Raw genomic sequence first — 15,346 nt, 5'->3', positions numbered from 1 at the left:
AGTCCATCCGGTGAATGTTGCGCCCGATCGTATGTACGGCTCGCCCCTGATGACAGTCTCGGCAATTTTTAGACCGCTTAGTAGTTTTGGCTATCCGACGCGGATCGGAATTCAACCCTACAGAAGACCCGGCCATAAAGGTTTAAAAGGCGAGGAATGACGTATGACCATCCAGACGCCGGATATTTCGCGGAGCACGAGCATGGCGCAAGAGCAGACCGGCTGTCGGCTGTGCGGTAAACTACTCAAGCATAGCTTTGTCGATCTCGGTATGTCGCCGCCTTGCGAAAGCTTCATCACCGCGGATCGCCTCGACCGTATGGAGCCATACTACCCGCTCTATGCGCTCGTCTGCGACCATTGCTATCTGGTGCAGCTGAAGGAGTATTTCTCGCCTGCCGAGATATTCACCGAATATGCCTATTTCTCATCCTTCGCCACAAGCTGGGTCAGCCATGCGAAGACCTATTGCGACGAAATCACAGAGCGGCTGGGGTTGAATGAAAACAGCTTCGTGGTCGAGATCGCCAGCAATGACGGCTATCTGCTGCAGCATTTTCTGCCGAAGGGCATCCCGATCCTTGGCATCGAACCGGCGGCCAATGTGGCCGAAACGGCAATCGCCAAGGGCGTGCCGACGCGCGTGGATTTCTTCGGCTCGACGCTTGCCGCCGAACTGGTCGGCGCAGGACGCAAGGCCGACCTCCTGATCGGTAACAATGTTCTGGCGCAAGTGCCTGATCTCAATGACTTTGTTCGTGGCCTGCAACTGCTGTTGAAGCCGGAAGGCGTCATTACGCTGGAGTTTCCGCATCTTGCCAACCTGATCGAGCAGAACCAGTTCGACACCATCTATCACGAGCATTTCTCGTATTTCTCGCTGCTGACGATCCGCTTCATGGCGCATCGCCATCACCTCAAGGTCATCGACGTGGAGGAACTGCCGACCCATGGCGGGTCGCTGCGGGTGTATCTTGCGCATAACAGCAGCAAGCGGAAGGCGGGACCGCGTGTCGCGGCACTCCTGAAGCGCGAAGAGAGTTTCGGCCTCAACGAGATTTCGACCTATGAGCAGTTCGCCGAAAAGACCCGGCGTACCAAGCGCGATCTCCTGTCCTTCCTGATCGCCGCCAAGAATGCTGGCAAGCGCATCTGCGGCTATGGCGCGCCGGGCAAGGGCAATACGCTGTTGAACTATTGCGGCATCGGCACGGATTTCCTGGATTTCACGGTGGATCGAAACCCGTACAAGCATGGCCGTTTCACGCCCGGCATGCACATCCCGATCTACGATGTATCGGCAATCGACAAGTACCGGCCCGATTACATCCTCATCCTGCCGTGGAACTTCAAGGATGAGATCATCCGGCAAATGCAGCACGTGGTCGAATGGGGGGCGAAGTTCATCATTCCCATTCCGCACGTCACGTTGATTGACCCGGCACTACTCACTGAGGAGCGGTAATCATGAAAGTCGTTCTGTTCTGCGGCGGTCTTGGAACCAGAATTCGCGAATATTCGGAGAATATACCGAAGCCGATGATTCCGCTCGGCCATCAGCCGATCCTGCATCACGTCATGGAATATTACAGCGATTATGGGCACAACGAATTCGTTCTGTGCCTCGGCTACAAGGCCAATGTCGTGAAGGATTTCTTCCTGACCATCCGCCCGCAGACCTTCGCGGACTGTGTGGTTTCCGATGGCGGGCGCAATGTGCAACTGCTTGAGGAAGTTGATCGCGACTGGAGTGTCACGCTGCTCGATACGGGCATATGGCGCAATATCGGCGAAAGACTGTGGAGCGCCCGGTCGCATGTGGCGAACGAGGACATGTTCCTCGCCAATTACAGCGATGGTCTCAGCGATGTGGACCTCGACGACATGACGGAACGCTTCCGTGCCAGCGGCAAGATCGCCTGTTTTCTCGCCGTCCGTCCGCCGCTGACCTATCACCTTGCCGATATTGCCGAAGGCGGCGACGTGCGTGCTTTCCGGACGTCGAACACTTCGGACATCTGGATCAATGGCGGCTACTTCCTCTTCCGCAAGGAGATCTTCGACTATATGCGCGAGGGTGAGGAACTGGTGCTGGAGCCGTTTGGCCGCCTGATCGCGGAAAACCAGCTGATGGCGTATAAATATGAGGGCTTCTGGCGCTCCATGGATACGCTGCGCGACTGGCAGACGCTTGAGGATATGGTGGAGAAGGGCGACATGCCCTGGAAGCGGCACAAGGCGGAAGAGGCCAGACGCCGCGCCACCAATGTCGCGATAGCGCTATGATCGACCTGCGTTCGCTCGCAAATCACAGCCGTCCGCTGCAATTGCTTTGTCTGGGCGCGCATTCGGACGATATCGAGATCGGCTGCGGCGGCACGCTTCTCAGCCTGATCGAGAGCGGCGCGCCGCTGCATGTGGAATGGTGCGTGCTTTCGGGAAATGAGGAAAGGCGGGCGGAGGCGGAAGCTTCCGCCCGCGATTTTCTGCGTGGGATAGACGGTTTCAACATTCATCTCGCCTCTTTCGAGGATAGCTACTTTCCCGCGCAGGGCCGCGAAATCAAGCAATGGCTGATCGAACAGCGCGGGCGAGGGGTGCCGGACATGGTGTTCACCCATCGCCATGGCGACGCCCATCAGGATCACCGGACGATCAACGAACTGACATGGAACCTGTTTCGGGATCAGGTGATCCTCGAATATGAAATTCCGAAATGGGATGGCGATCTGGGCCAGCCCAACGCCTATTCGGCGCTACCGGCCGCAATCATGGATCGCAAGATCGAACTGTTGATGAAGCACTTCGGCACCCAGCGCTCCAAGGATTGGTTCGACTCCGAAACCTTTCGCGGTCTGGCGCGGCTGCGCGGCATGGAATGCCGTGCGCCAGAGACTTATGCCGAGGCTTTCCATGCCAGAAAGCTGCGGTTGTTCTAGTTTGCAATCGGCTCCGCATTGGTGTCGACACGGACGACCACCGACATGCCGGGCGCCAGACGTGCCGCATCCGGCTGATCTTCATCGATGGCGATGCGAACGGAAAGGCGCTGCGTGATCTTGGTGAAGTTGCCCGTGGCGTTATCGGATTTGATCACGCTGAACTCAGAACCGGCGGCAGGTGCGAAGGCTTCGATACGCCCGGTCAGCTTCGCATGGCGCAGCGCATCGACGGTGAACGTGACCGGCTGGCCGACCTTCATGCCGTAGAGCTGTGTTTCCTTGAAATTGGCCATCACCCATTTGGACTTCGGCACGACGGAGACGAGCTGCGTTCCCGCTGTCACATATTGACCGAGACGCACGCCCACTTCGCCGAGCGTGCCGTCACGCGGGGCGATGATATGAGTGTTCTGAAGGTCGATCCGCGCCAGCTCGACAGTTGCTTCCGCATTAGCGATATCGGCTTTGAGGCTGTCGCGATTGACGATTATGGATTGCAGGTCCTGTTGCGCGACGGCCAGCGCGGCTTCCGCTTCCTCCACTGCGGCCTGCGCCTGAAGCAGACTGCCATGCGCCGTATCGGCGGAGCTTTGCGTGGTCACGCCGCGCGGCAGCAAGGCCTCGACGCGCTTGGCATTGGCTTCGGCAACTTCAAGTGCTGCCTTGGCGCCTGAAATCTGCGCCTGCCGCGACTGGATCGTCGCTTCCCCCGAGCGCTGGCTCTGTTCCGAATTGGCGAGCGCTGCCTTCTTGCTGTTGAGCGCGGCCAGCGCCTGATCCAGCTTCTGCTGATAGCTGCGGCTGTCGATCTCGAAAAGGAGGTCGCCCTGCTTCACGGACTGATAGTCGTTCACATTGACCTTGGTGACGTAACCCGCGACCTGCGGGCTGATAACGGTCACCTGACCGCGGACATAGGCATTGTCGGTCGTCTCGACGCTATGCTTGAACGGCGGCAACTGCCACGCCCACAGTACCATCAGGACACCTGCAAGGCCGATGACGAGGGCGAGACCGCCGCGAATATACTGTTTTCCAACTAACATCTTCATTACTCGTCGATTTAACCAGCCATCGTCGCACTATGGCGGCGGGCCTGCATGTTTTCATAGAGGCGATAGGCGATCAGGCATGCGAGCGAGAGGACCGCAATGACGGAGATCGCGAGAAAGGCATCGTTATAGGACAGCACCGTCGCCTCCTTGGTGACCTGTTGCCCGAGAAGCGCCAGCCCTTCGGCCCTGGTCAGTCCCTGATCGGCCAGAACCTTCGCATAGGTGCCGGATAGCGCCTGAACGCGCTGGGCGACTATCGGGTTGGACATGACCAGTTGCTCCACCAGATAGGCGGAATGGTATTTCTCCCGGATCGTGATGAACGTGCTGAACACGGCAGAACCGATAAGCCCGCCGATATTCTGCGTGAAAAGGAAGATGACGATGAAACTCGTCATGTAGGTCGGTCCCTGTTTGAGAGCCTTGGTAATGCCCGCAAGCATGGCCGGAGGCAGGAACAGGGCGCCGCCGAAGGCGATCAGGCCCTGGCTGAGATAGGCGTTGTGCGGGCGGGTAAGGTTGGTCGCATGGCTGTCCAGAAAGGCGCCGACCGCGATGAAAACCAATGCCAGCCCGAAGATGAACGATACACGTTCCAGCTTCATCCACATGCCGCAGGCAATGCCACCCGCCAGCGAAGCGGCGAGGATGACGAGATAAAGTCCGCGGCTCTGGCCGTCCTGCAGGCCGAATGCCTGAAAGAGACCGACCGCGCCCGTTGTCTGCTCGGCAAGCACGATGCGGAATATGAAGAGGATCAGCGTGAAGCGCAGGATTTCCGGCGAGAAAAGCCAGTGCAGGTTCATCAGCGGCTGTTCGCGGTTGAGCTCGAGCGCGGCGGCGCAGGCCAGCGCCGCTATCGAGATCGCAAGACATATGCCGATCCATGGCGCTTCAAACCACCAGTAATTCTTTCCCTGAACCAGAACCACCGCGAGAAGGCCAAAGCCGATGGCAATCAGCCCATAGGCGACGAAATCCAGCCAGTGCAGCACCTTGGCGCGCGGGGCCTGTGTCATCGGCAGAATATAGACCACAGCGAAGGCGGCGAGCGACAGGCCGATCTCGACCATATAGAGCTGCTGCCATTGCCCGATGTCGAACAGCAAGGGTGAGATGACGCGCGCCAGCGGGCCTGCCGCAGCCGAACAGGTGAGCGCGAGGCTGAGGCCCCACGTCATCTTCTTGGGCGGAGGAAAGGCTTCGAGCATGTAGAGAAAGCCGATCGTCGAAACCGGTGCCGCAGCCGCACCCGCAATGAAGCGGATCGGGATCGCCGACCAGATGTCGTAGACGAGCAGATGCAAGAGCGAGGACACCAGAAAGACGGCGATGGCGATTTCCGCGAAGCGGCGCAGTCCGAACTGCGTGCGGATCTTGACGAGAAGGATCGTCAGGCTGGCATAGGGTGCCATATAGGCCGCGATCAGCCATGAAGTTTCCGTCAGCGTTGCGCCGAGTGACCCCTGTATCTGCTGCGTATTGGCGGAGATGAAGTACATGCTGAGACCGCGCGTCGACCACATGAGGACAGATGCGGCGATATAGATGGCCGACATGTAAACCGGCATATGCGGAGCGGGCGGTGCCGCAGCCGGTTGCGCTGCCGGAGGTGTCTGGTCTGATTGATTGGCTTTGTTTTCTTCCGACATGGTTCTAGCGGTCTTTATCCGCGAGCGTCGTCTCTACTGTCTGGCTGATTTCCTGAAGCACCGATAACGCCGCTTCCAGCGTGGGCCTGTCGATGCGCTGCAAAAGCTCCGACCGGATGTTGCGGGTGATTTCCTGCAACTCGCGCACCTGTGCCTGCGCTTCGTCGGTCAGTTCGATACGTTTCGCGCGGCGGTCGCCTTCGACTGCGGCACGATAGATCAATCCCTGCTTCTCAAGGCCATCCAGAAGGCGCACCACCGATGGGTGCTCGATTTCCAGCGCATCCGCCAGCTCGCGCTGGTTCCAGTCGCGCTCCTGGGCCAGAAGCAGGAGCACGCGGGCGCGCGCCAGTGTCAGCCCGCGTTCGCGAACACGGGAATCGAACAGGTTGCGCATTTTGCGCGCGGCCGTGGACAGCTCCATGGTGAAGGCCGCTTCGAGATCGAGTTTTGATTGAGACATTGTATAGCTATCTATTATATGTGTAGCTATATATAATAATTATCGCCTGCTAATCAATGCCGTGTGTGGCTCTGCAAAGCACGGAACCGAAAAAAATCTGCGCCTGCGGGAATAAATCGCGGTTGCCGATTGTCTTACCTCCATATCGCATGTCGCGATTGGAACCCTGTGAGGCAAATCATGAAAACGTTTGGTTTTGTGTCCGTACTGGCAATTGCAGCAGTCGCGGCGTCCGCTGCTGTGGCAGCGCCATCCGTCAAGACGATGGAAAGCTCGAAGGGACAGGTCCTGGCAGGCGCCAAGGACATGACGCTTTATACTTTCGACAAGGATAGCAAGGGCGAATCCAGCTGCTATGATACCTGTGCGAAAAACTGGCCGCCCTTCAAGGCGATGAAGGGGGCGAAGGCTTCCGGCGCATATACGCTGGTCAAGCGCAAGGATGGCAGCGAGCAATGGGCAAAGGATGGAATGCCGCTCTATTACTGGGTGAAGGACAAGAAGCCCGGCGATGTGACCGGAGACGGCGTTAATGGGGTCTGGCACGTCGCAAAGCCATGAGGCCGATGTGAGCCATCCCGCTCCGGAAACTTTCGAGGGCCAGCTTCTGGCCCTCCTGCCGGTCATGCGGCGCTATTCGCGCAGCCTTGCAAAGTCCGATGCGGAAGGCGAGGACCTGCTGCAGGACTGTGTGGCCAGGGCGCTGGCCCGTCGCGGCCAGTGGCGCGGCCTCAATCTGCGTGGGTGGATACTCACGATGATGACCAACCTCTATCGCAACGGCTATAAGAGCCGCGCGCGCACCCGGCACGAAACGCTGGACGCCGCCGAGAATGTCAGCATTGCGGCCTCCGAAACCGATCCGTTCCAGTTGCAGCAGTTGGAAGAGGCGATAAACACCCTGCCGGAAGATAACCGCGCGGTGCTGATGCTCATCGTCGTCGAAGGCTACAGCTATGGCGAGGCGGCGGAAATGCTGGGCATACCAGTAGGAACCGTCATGTCCCGGCTGTCACGAGCACGCAACCGCCTTGCCGAACATATGAACGGCTCAAATATCGTAACGCTTCGGAGAAACCGATGACAGCCTCCAATTCTCCCATAACCGAAGCGGAACTGCTTGCCTTTGTCGATGGACAATTGTCCGAAGAAGAGCATATGCGCATTGCCGGGCTTCTTGATGAAAACCCCGAACAGGCGGCGCTGGCCGACGAATGGCGCAGGCAGAACGAGGGGATCAGACACTTATTTTTCCGCTATGCCGAGTCCCGGAACGAAGACGCCGGAATGATCTGGCAGGCGGAAACGCGCCAGTCGCGAACCTATCGCGGAGCCGTTGCTGCTGCCGTTCTGGCCGCCTTGCTGATCGGCGGTGCGGGCGGCTTTGCAGGTTCGCGCCTGCTTTCGGAAAATGCGCCGCAACGCGCCAGCGTGCAGACCCTGCCGGAGCAGGCTCAGGCGGCCTATCTCATCTATGCCAGCGAAGTGCGGCATCCGGTCGAGGTCTTTTCCAACGAAGAAGCACATCTGGCGGCATGGCTTGGCAAAAGGCTCGACATAGCCGACCTTCGGCTACCCGATCTCCGCTCGCTCGGCTTTCAGCTTGTCGGCGGACGCCTCTTGCCCGTCGGGGGCAAGGCAGGCGCTTTCTTCCTGTATGAAGACGAGACGGGAAAGCGGCTTTCGGTGATCGTCGGGCGCAATCCCGATAACCGCGACACGAGTTTTCGCTCCGCTTCCAGCGACGGCGTCGAAACCTTCTACTGGATCGACAAAGATCTCGGTTATGCGGTGAGCGGCGAGATATCGCGGGACCGGCTGCGGCAGGTGGCGGAAGAATGCTATCGCCAGTTTCCGAGCTGAACCGCCTTTATCGATAGTCGCTGAAAGCCTGCACCATCGCCTCTCTGGTGCTGCCGCTGGCGATCAGCGCGGCAAGCAGGATGCGGGCCTGACCGGGACGAAGCGTGCTCGCATGGATGGCGCCCGCTTCTCCCAGATCGTATCCGCCGCCGCCGCCGCCATAGCCGGGAACCAGCAGGCCTTCCGGCACGCGGCTTGAAACCACGACCGGGATATTGCGGCGGGTACACTCGCGGACGGCTTCGACAATGCATGGCGTGGCGTTGCCTGAACCGAGCGCCGCAAGCACGATGCCGCTTGCACCGGCTGCGATGCTCGCTTCAATATGGAGGGCGTCGCAGCCCGGATAGATGGCAATCAGGTCGACGCGGCGATCGCCGACCGGGGCAGGGAACACCGGGCTCTGAACAAGGAGCGGACGGGCGGAGCGGAAGGCATCGCCATTGTCGCTGCTGAATTTATAGGCTCCCCACGCCGGGATGATGCGTCCGCCGAAGGCGATCTGGACGCCTTTTTCCGCATTGGCCGGATCGCCGGCAAGGCGAATTGCGGTTGCGATGTTTTCCGGGCCGTCCGCGTCGGGGTGGTCGGCGGTAAATTGCGCGCCGGTGAAAATCACCGGCTTGCCGATGTGACACTGCAACTGCACCAGCAGCGCGGTTTCTTCCATCGCGTCGGTTCCGTGCAGGACGATGATGCCATCGACCGCGCCATCCTCGAGTTCGGCTTCGACGGCACTGCTGATGCGCTGCATGTCGGAAAGGGTGAGGCTCGCGGAATCCTTGGCCATCAGGTTGACGGCGCGAAGCTTTGCTTCGAGGCCCGGCACCAGTCCCATCAGGTCTCCACCCGACAGGACCGGGGTGCTTGCTCCATTTTCCCCACGCTTGCTGGCGATGGTCCCGCCAGTGGTGATCAGCGCTATGGACGGCGTTGCAAGCGACATATTTCCGAATCCTCTTACTTATCAGGAACGCTGGCGTCTACAGCACGTTCGGCGGCAAGTCGATGGATGCGTTCCCGCATCATATACCAGCCGACGATGAGGGCCGGGCCGATAATCGCCAGCGAAGCAATCGTCCAGGTGCCGACCGGATAATCGAGCGCCATCAGGACGAGCACGCCCAGCAGAAATGCCAGCGTGAGGACGCCGGTATAGGGCGCTCCGAACATGCGGAAATCCGGACGCGCGATTTCACCACGGCGCGCGAGATGCCAAAGCTTGAGCTGGCAAAGGACGATGACGCCCCATGCCGTGATGATGCCGAGCGCGGAAAGATTGAGCGCGATTTCAAACGCTTCCGCAGGCACGACCGCATTGAGGATGACGCCGATCACGGTGACGACGGCGGTGACGGCAATGCCCATATAGGGAACGCCGTTCTTGTTCATTCTGGCCAAAGACGCCGGTGCCGAGCCGGATATCGCCATGGAATGCAGGATGCGGCCCGTGGAATAGAGACCGGCATTCAGCGACGACAGAACCGCTGTCAGGACCACGAGGTTCATGATGATATCCGCCCCCTCGACGCCAATCTTGCCGAAAAAGGTGACGAACGGGCTCTCGCCTGCGGAATAGGCCGTATAGGGGAGAAGCAGCGACAGCAGCAGGACCGAACCCACATAAAAGACCAGCAGGCGGAACACGACGGTGCGGATTGCGCGGGGCATGACCTTGCGCGGGTCTTCGGTTTCTCCAGCCGTGGTGCCCAGCAACTCGATCGATGCATAGGCGAAGACGACGCCCTGTATGATGATGAAGGCCGGCAATATGCCGTTCGGGAACAGGCCTCCGCTGTTCGGGATGATGCTGAAACCCGCTGGATGGCCATCAATCGGCGTTCCAGTCACGACGAAATAAATGCCGACCACCAGAAACGTCACGAGCGCGATGACCTTGACGAGACTGAACCAGAATTCCAGTTCGCCAAACACCTTCACCGACATGAGGTTCATCGACAGCACGATGACAAGCGCCGTCAGCGCGAATATCCATTGGTCTATGCCTTGCAGCCAGGGCACATAGTGCTTGAAGAAATTCATGTAGAGCGCAACCGCCGTCACGTCGGCGACCGAGGTCATGGCCCAGTTGAGCCAGTACATCCAGCCTGCCACGAAAGCCAGCTTCTCGCCGTAGAACTCGCGGGCATAGGAGACGAAGGAGCCGGAGCTGGGGCGATGCATGATGAGTTCGCCCAGGGCGCGCAGCACCAGAAACGCAAAGAAACCGCACAAGGCATAGACGAAGACGAGAGCCGGGCCCGCCAGCGCCAGACGTCCGCCAGCGCCGAGAAAGAGCCCGGTTCCGATTGCGCCGCCGATGGCGATCATCTGGATCTGCCTCGGTCGCAGGGCTTTGTGATAGCCGTGTTCCTCTTCGATGAACACTTCGCGTGGGGCCGGGACGGCTTTCATGGTTTCAGTCGGCATTGCTCCTCCCTGAGAGCGCGGTTTGCGGGGACGGCCATGGGGCGTGCAAGGCCACTTAGGCACGCCGCCAGCCATTCAATGAGGGACGGATTTCATCCCGTTTGATGGGGTATTCTGTAAAGCTGCATGACAGGTTTTGGGCGGTTTTAACGCATATCGCAGAACGCGCGTCAAGTATCGCGCGCCAACCGACGAGCTTCGCTTGTGTCGCTTCAACTATGTTGGCCGCGAAAAATTCAGCCGGAAGAAAGCTTTATCGGCATTTGCTAAAATGACGCAAAAGCAGCGTTCCGGTCCGGTTCGGCACCAATGGCAGGTGGCGACCCTGTGGAATATCAGCTGACCTCATCCCTGCCGATGATGGTGGTCACCGCCGTCTTGACCTTGCTCAGATGCGCTTCCATGGCAGCGCGGGCTTCGGCTTCCGATCCGGCCTCGATGGCTTCCGCGATACGGCGATGCTCGACATTCGATGCTTCGCGCCGGCCAGTCATGAAGTTGACGAGTTCGGATTGCTGGATCAGCGCTTCTCGCGCATCCCCCACGATCTTGGTAAAGACCGAATTTCCGGAGGTTTCGGCAATGGCGCAATGAAATTCGGAATCGAGCAGCTCCCACTTCTGAAGGTCCGTCTGGCGGTCCATCTTGTCACAGAGTTCGAGCAGACGGGCGAGCTGCCCGGCGTCGCGGCGCTTCGCTGCCCAGCCCGCCGCAGGGACTTCGATGAAGGGGCGCGCCTCGATCAGATCGCGGGCCGAATAGCTGCCGTAATTCAGTTCGCTTGCGGGAGAAGCATTCAGGACATAGGTGCCGCTGCCTGTCCGCGTATGGGTAAGGCCGAGCGTCTGCAGGGACCGCAAGGCTTCCCGTACGATGGGGCGGCTGACGCCGAACCGGCCAGCCAGTTGCGTTTCGGAGGGGAGGCGGGTGCCGACCGCAAGGCGGCCGGATGTAATGGCGGAACGAATATCGTCGAATACGACTTCCGCCGCATTCTTGCGCGTGACCGGATGGGTATCCGATAGCCAATCGGCCAGTTCGCTCATGTCCGCACCTCCGTCGATCGCCTTGCTCCTGTCAAGCAGCTAGGCAATTTCCAGAAGGATATCAATCCCGAACCAGTTACGAAAGGCCATCCAGGCAGACACAAATCCCTGCGGTCCGGCTGGATCGCAGGGGGCTGGCTGGACAATATCAGGCAGCGGTTGCTGCTGTGTTCAACTTGTTGGCCGACAGGATGCTGATAAACGCAGCCCCGTAGGCCGTGAGCGGCGCTATCTTTGCAAGTGCGCTCGCAATGGCGTCGTGGTGGCTCAATTCTTCCTCGGAATCGTGGCGGAAGGAAACGCAGACAGTCTCACCATCTTCACCGATGAATTCGACCTGATAGGAATTTTCCTTGCCGCATCTTTTGACCAGAGCATCGACGATTTGCATGCAATAATTCTCCTTCCGAGCCGCATGAACGCGCCGTGGAGGATATGGTTCCATAAAATTTTATCTTTTTGCCTGCCGTCATTTCCGCCGGGAGAGACGGGCCGCACCCAACGCCGCTGCAAAGGCAAGGGCGAGCATGATGAAGGTGAATTCGGCGACCGCGGACCATCCGTTTGCAGTCCAGAAATAGCCGCCCGCAGCCCCGGCAACGCTGGAACCCAGATAATAGGCCAGCAGATAGAGCGATGAGGCGTGGCCCTTGGTCTGGAGCGCCAGCCTTCCAACCAGTGCACTGGCGACCGAATGGCTGACGAAGAAGCCCACGGTGACAAGGATGATACCGGCGACGATGACGGGGAGCGGCGCAAACAGGGTCAGAAGACAGCCCACGGCCTGGATGGCAAGACCGATGGGAAAAACAGTGAAATAGCCAAGCCTGTCACCCATTCTGCCAGCAAGCCAGGAGGCTGCGATGCCGAAGAGATAGACCGTGAAAATAGCGCCAAGCGCCGTCTGGCTAAGGCTATAGGGCGCGGCAACGAGGCGGAAACCGATATAATTATAGATGGTGACGAATGAACCCATCACCAGAAACCCGATGGCGAAGAGCAGCGGCAGCGCCGGGTTGCGGATGTGGCCGAGCCATGCGCCGAGGTGGAATCGTGCGTTGAAGCCGGGACGCGCAATGAAGTTCTGCGATGGAGGCAGAAGGAGCAGAAAACCGATCGATGCAGCCAGTCCAAGCACGCCCATGCCCGCGAGCCCGACACGCCAGGAGAAATATTCGGCAAGCGTTCCGGCAATGACCCGGCCTGCCATGCCTCCAAAAGCGTTCCCGGCGATATAGAGCCCCATCGATGCGCCAAGGCCGCGAGGGTCGATTTCTTCCGCAAGATAGGTCATGGCGACTGCCGGAACGCCGCCCAGCAACAAGCCCTGTAATGCGCGAATGGCGAGCAGCATATGCCAGTCCGGCACAATCGCGCTGGCTATCGTGCAGAGCGCGGAGCCGAGAAGCGAGACGAACATCAGCGTCCTGCGTCCGAAGCGCTCGGATATGGCGGCGGCACAGAAAATTGCGAAGGCCAGAAACCCCGTCGAAACGGAAAGCGACAGCGAACTGGCCGCAGGCGTGATGTTGAAATCATGCGCGAAAAGCGGCATCAGCGGCTGGACGCAGTAGAGCAGCGAGAAGGTTGCAAATCCTGACAGGAACAGCGCGATGCTCGCATTGCGAAACGCTGGGGTTCCCTTGGTGAGATAGTGTCTTTGTTCGGATGCAGCGGGAGCTGAAACGAGCTTGAGCTGGCTTTCCGGTGTTCTTACGCTGTCGAGGCTGCGTTCTGCGAGGCGTGACATGACTTTGCCTTTTCAAATCCTCCCGCTTTTCGATCTAGTCAAAGCCATTCCATTTGTCCAATATATGGAAGTGACGATTTTAATAGCTTTTGGATATAGCGATGGAACTGCGTCATCTACGGTATTTTCTGGCGGTGGCCGAAGAGGGCAATTTTACCCGAGCGGCTGCCAAGCTCGGGATCGGCCAGCCGCCGCTCAGCCAGCAGATACGTGATCTCGAAAACGAGATTGGCGTGGCGCTGTTTCACCGCGTACCGCACGGCGCAGAATTGACGGCGGCAGGTACGGCGTTTCTGGATGAAGCCAAGGCTTCCCTTGCCGCCGCCGAGAAGGCGAGGCTTGCGGCGCAAGGCGCTGCGCGCGGAGAGACAGGAAGGCTTGCATTGGGCTTCACCGCATCATCCGCGTTCAATCCGGTGGTGAGCGGTACGATCCGAAAGTTTCGGGCCAGATGGCCCGAAGTCCGGCTGACCCTGACCGAGATGAACAGCCATCTCCTGATGCAGAGCCTGCTGCGGGGCGAAGTGGACGCAGCTTTTATCAGGCCCGGTCTCGAAAACCCCAAGGATGTGCGCGTGAAGCGGCTGGCCGACGAGCCGATGATGATCGCCCTGCCAAGCCATCATCCGCTTGCGGTTCATCCTGAGCTCCCGATTTCAGCACTGGCAAACGAAGCTTTCGTGCTTTTCCCACGCATAGTCGGGCTAAGCCTTTATGACGACGTGGTCGAGGCCTGCCGGAAGGCAGGCTTTGAAATGATCGTGGCGCAGGAAGCGCCACAGATGCCGTCCGTCGTCAATCTGGTCGCAGCCGATCTCGGCGTCTCGATCGTTCCCGCCGCCATTGCGCAGATCAAACTGGCCGGTGTCACTTACAGGCCGATCAAGGGGGAGCCGCTTCTGGCAAGGCTGGGCCTGGTTTCGATGAAGAATAACCGGTCCCCGCTGATCGACAATCTGATAAGCCTGTTGCCGGATCAATGATCCCCATGGCTCGGACTGAGCAGAGTGGCGTCCGGGCGGCGTTGACCGTCATCATCTGGCATGTATGATGGCCAGAGCGGCGACATACCTGGGAGGGGACGCTGCTTTTCCATCCATAGGATTACCGTAGGCGAGGGCCGGTGGCCGCAAGCCGAACGGTCGAATTATGCCCTATCCCGTCCGAATGGAGATTTTCGTGAAACGACTTCTGATTACCGGTGCTGCGGGTGGACTGGGGCGCGTGATGCGCGAAAAGCTGGTGGGACAGGCCGAACTGTTGCGCCTTTCCGATGTTGTCAATATGGGCGAGGCCGGGCCCCATGAAGAGCTTGTGCAATGCGACCTTGGCGATCTGGATGCGGTCATGCGCCTTGTCGAGGGATGTGACGGCATTCTGCATCTTGGCGGCATTTCCACCGAAGCGTCTTTCAGCAAGATACTGAACGCGAATATCGTCGGGATGTACAATCTCTACGAGGCAGCGCGGGCGCATGGCCATCCGCGCATCATCTTCGCCAGTTCCAATCACACGATCGGTTTCTATCGGCAGGACGAATATATCGACGCAAAGGCGCCCACGCGACCGGATGGCCTTTACGGCGTTTCAAAATGCTTTGGCGAGTCCATCGCCAGCCTCTATCACGACAAGTTCGGACAGGAGACGGCAATCGTTCGCATCGGTTCCTGTTTTGAGGAGCCGCGCAACCATCGCATGCTCTCCACCTGGATGTCGCATGACGATTTTGCCAGCCTGATCGAATGCGTTTTCCGGGCACCGATGCTGGGATGCCCCGTCATCTGGGGCGTTTCCAACAATGATTCGATGTGGTGGGATAACAGCCACGCCCGTTTCCTCGGCTGGCATCCGAAGGACAATGCCGAACGCTTCCGCGCCGGACTGGAGAACACGATCCCGCGGCCCGCGCCGGATTCCGCGCTCGCGGTCTACCAGGGCGGCGCATTTGTCGATGAGCCCATCCATCAGGACGACTGACGGACTTTTGCCCAAAGACGGATCATGTGAGAGAACGCGTATATTTTGCTTTACGTACCTCAAAACGAAAGCTAATCTTTTAATCGTGATGCTTTGGGAGGAGTTCACGTGCAGCCACAAACAGCGGCGAAAGCTTTGGAAAAGACTGGGCTGAAAAAGCGCCAGAAG

Annotated in this window: 16 protein-coding genes; 8 read left to right on the top strand and 8 right to left on the bottom strand. The window is 59.1% G+C overall.

Annotated elements, in window-relative coordinates:
- Positions 1–163: 163 nt before the first annotated feature.
- Genes ABWW28_RS00295 through ABWW28_RS00285 form a run of 3 tightly spaced genes read left to right on the top strand, consistent with a single transcriptional unit; the run spans position 164 to position 2,939 of the window.
- Positions 164–1,465, top strand: a complete 1,302-nt coding sequence (locus ABWW28_RS00295) for a class I SAM-dependent methyltransferase (RefSeq protein WP_021585523.1) — start codon at positions 164–166, stop codon at positions 1,463–1,465.
- 2 nt (positions 1,466–1,467) lie between these two features.
- Positions 1,468–2,286 (top strand): sugar phosphate nucleotidyltransferase, encoded by an 819-nt coding sequence (locus ABWW28_RS00290; RefSeq protein WP_006468651.1) that lies wholly within the window; start codon positions 1,468–1,470, stop codon positions 2,284–2,286.
- Positions 2,283–2,939 (top strand): PIG-L deacetylase family protein, encoded by a 657-nt coding sequence (locus tag ABWW28_RS00285; protein ID WP_176587915.1) that lies wholly within the window; start codon positions 2,283–2,285, stop codon positions 2,937–2,939. The genes ABWW28_RS00290 and ABWW28_RS00285 overlap by 4 nt, the downstream gene beginning before the upstream one ends.
- On the opposite strand, the gene ABWW28_RS00280 is transcribed toward ABWW28_RS00285, so the two are convergent.
- Genes ABWW28_RS00280 through ABWW28_RS00270 form a run of 3 tightly spaced genes read right to left on the bottom strand, consistent with a single transcriptional unit; the run spans position 2,936 to position 6,112 of the window.
- Positions 2,936–3,988, bottom strand: coding sequence for an HlyD family secretion protein (locus ABWW28_RS00280; protein WP_176587914.1), 1,053 nt, complete (start codon positions 3,986–3,988; stop codon positions 2,936–2,938). The genes ABWW28_RS00285 and ABWW28_RS00280 overlap by 4 nt on opposite strands.
- A 17-nt stretch (positions 3,989–4,005) precedes the next feature.
- Positions 4,006–5,649 (bottom strand): MFS transporter, encoded by a 1,644-nt coding sequence (locus ABWW28_RS00275; RefSeq protein ID WP_176587913.1) that lies wholly within the window; start codon positions 5,647–5,649, stop codon positions 4,006–4,008.
- A 4-nt stretch (positions 5,650–5,653) separates the two neighbouring features.
- Complete coding sequence (locus ABWW28_RS00270; RefSeq protein ID WP_176587912.1) at positions 5,654–6,112, bottom strand: MarR family winged helix-turn-helix transcriptional regulator; 459 nt, start codon at positions 6,110–6,112, stop codon at positions 5,654–5,656.
- 180 nt (positions 6,113–6,292) lie between these two features.
- On the opposite strand from ABWW28_RS00270, the gene ABWW28_RS00265 reads away from it, so the two are divergent.
- Genes ABWW28_RS00265 through ABWW28_RS00255 form a run of 3 tightly spaced genes read left to right on the top strand, consistent with a single transcriptional unit; the run spans position 6,293 to position 7,975 of the window.
- The gene (locus ABWW28_RS00265; RefSeq protein ID WP_151683949.1) at positions 6,293–6,673 is read left to right on the top strand and encodes a COG4315 family predicted lipoprotein; all 381 of its coding nucleotides are present in this window, start codon (positions 6,293–6,295) and stop codon (positions 6,671–6,673) included.
- Positions 6,645–7,196: an RNA polymerase sigma factor gene (locus tag ABWW28_RS00260; protein WP_176587911.1), complete on the top strand. Its 552-nt coding sequence runs from the start codon at positions 6,645–6,647 to the stop codon at positions 7,194–7,196. The genes ABWW28_RS00265 and ABWW28_RS00260 overlap by 29 nt, the downstream gene beginning before the upstream one ends.
- Positions 7,193–7,975, top strand: coding sequence for an anti-sigma factor family protein (locus ABWW28_RS00255; RefSeq protein WP_353389744.1), 783 nt, complete (start codon positions 7,193–7,195; stop codon positions 7,973–7,975). The genes ABWW28_RS00260 and ABWW28_RS00255 overlap by 4 nt, the downstream gene beginning before the upstream one ends.
- Positions 7,976–7,982: 7 nt before the next feature.
- On the opposite strand, the gene ABWW28_RS00250 is transcribed toward ABWW28_RS00255, so the two are convergent.
- The 5 genes from ABWW28_RS00250 to ABWW28_RS00230 form a co-directional block, all read right to left on the bottom strand.
- Positions 7,983–8,921 carry an asparaginase gene (locus tag ABWW28_RS00250; protein WP_353389741.1) on the bottom strand — a complete coding sequence of 313 codons (939 nt, stop codon included), beginning with the start codon at positions 8,919–8,921 and terminating at the stop codon, positions 7,983–7,985.
- A 14-nt stretch (positions 8,922–8,935) separates the two neighbouring features.
- Positions 8,936–10,405, bottom strand: coding sequence for an amino acid permease (locus ABWW28_RS00245; RefSeq protein ID WP_176587908.1), 1,470 nt, complete (start codon positions 10,403–10,405; stop codon positions 8,936–8,938).
- 335 nt (positions 10,406–10,740) lie between these two features.
- On the bottom strand, positions 10,741–11,451 hold the full coding sequence (locus ABWW28_RS00240; RefSeq protein ID WP_176587907.1) for a FadR/GntR family transcriptional regulator: 711 nt from the start codon (positions 11,449–11,451) through the stop codon (positions 10,741–10,743).
- A gap of 148 nt (positions 11,452–11,599) precedes the next feature.
- On the bottom strand, positions 11,600–11,842 hold the full coding sequence (locus ABWW28_RS00235; RefSeq protein WP_247886195.1) for a hypothetical protein: 243 nt from the start codon (positions 11,840–11,842) through the stop codon (positions 11,600–11,602).
- 78 nt (positions 11,843–11,920) lie between these two features.
- Positions 11,921–13,201 carry an MFS transporter gene (locus ABWW28_RS00230; RefSeq protein WP_176587905.1) on the bottom strand — a complete coding sequence of 427 codons (1,281 nt, stop codon included), beginning with the start codon at positions 13,199–13,201 and terminating at the stop codon, positions 11,921–11,923.
- A gap of 101 nt (positions 13,202–13,302) precedes the next feature.
- Here ABWW28_RS00230 and ABWW28_RS00225 point away from each other — a divergent pair, with 101 nt between their 5' ends.
- On the top strand, positions 13,303–14,184 hold the full coding sequence (locus ABWW28_RS00225; protein WP_151569584.1) for a LysR family transcriptional regulator: 882 nt from the start codon (positions 13,303–13,305) through the stop codon (positions 14,182–14,184).
- A gap of 196 nt (positions 14,185–14,380) precedes the next feature.
- The gene (locus ABWW28_RS00220) at positions 14,381–15,178 is read left to right on the top strand and encodes an NAD-dependent epimerase/dehydratase family protein (RefSeq protein ID WP_176587904.1); all 798 of its coding nucleotides are present in this window, start codon (positions 14,381–14,383) and stop codon (positions 15,176–15,178) included.
- Positions 15,179–15,346: the final 168 nt, after the last annotated feature.

The sequence above is a fragment of the Brucella sp. NBRC 14130 genome, from assembly GCF_040371715.1.
In the GTDB taxonomy this organism is placed as follows: domain Bacteria; phylum Pseudomonadota; class Alphaproteobacteria; order Rhizobiales; family Rhizobiaceae; genus Brucella; species Brucella intermedia.
Note: the sequence above shows the minus strand (reverse complement) of the source record. Positions and strands in the feature narration are given on the sequence as shown.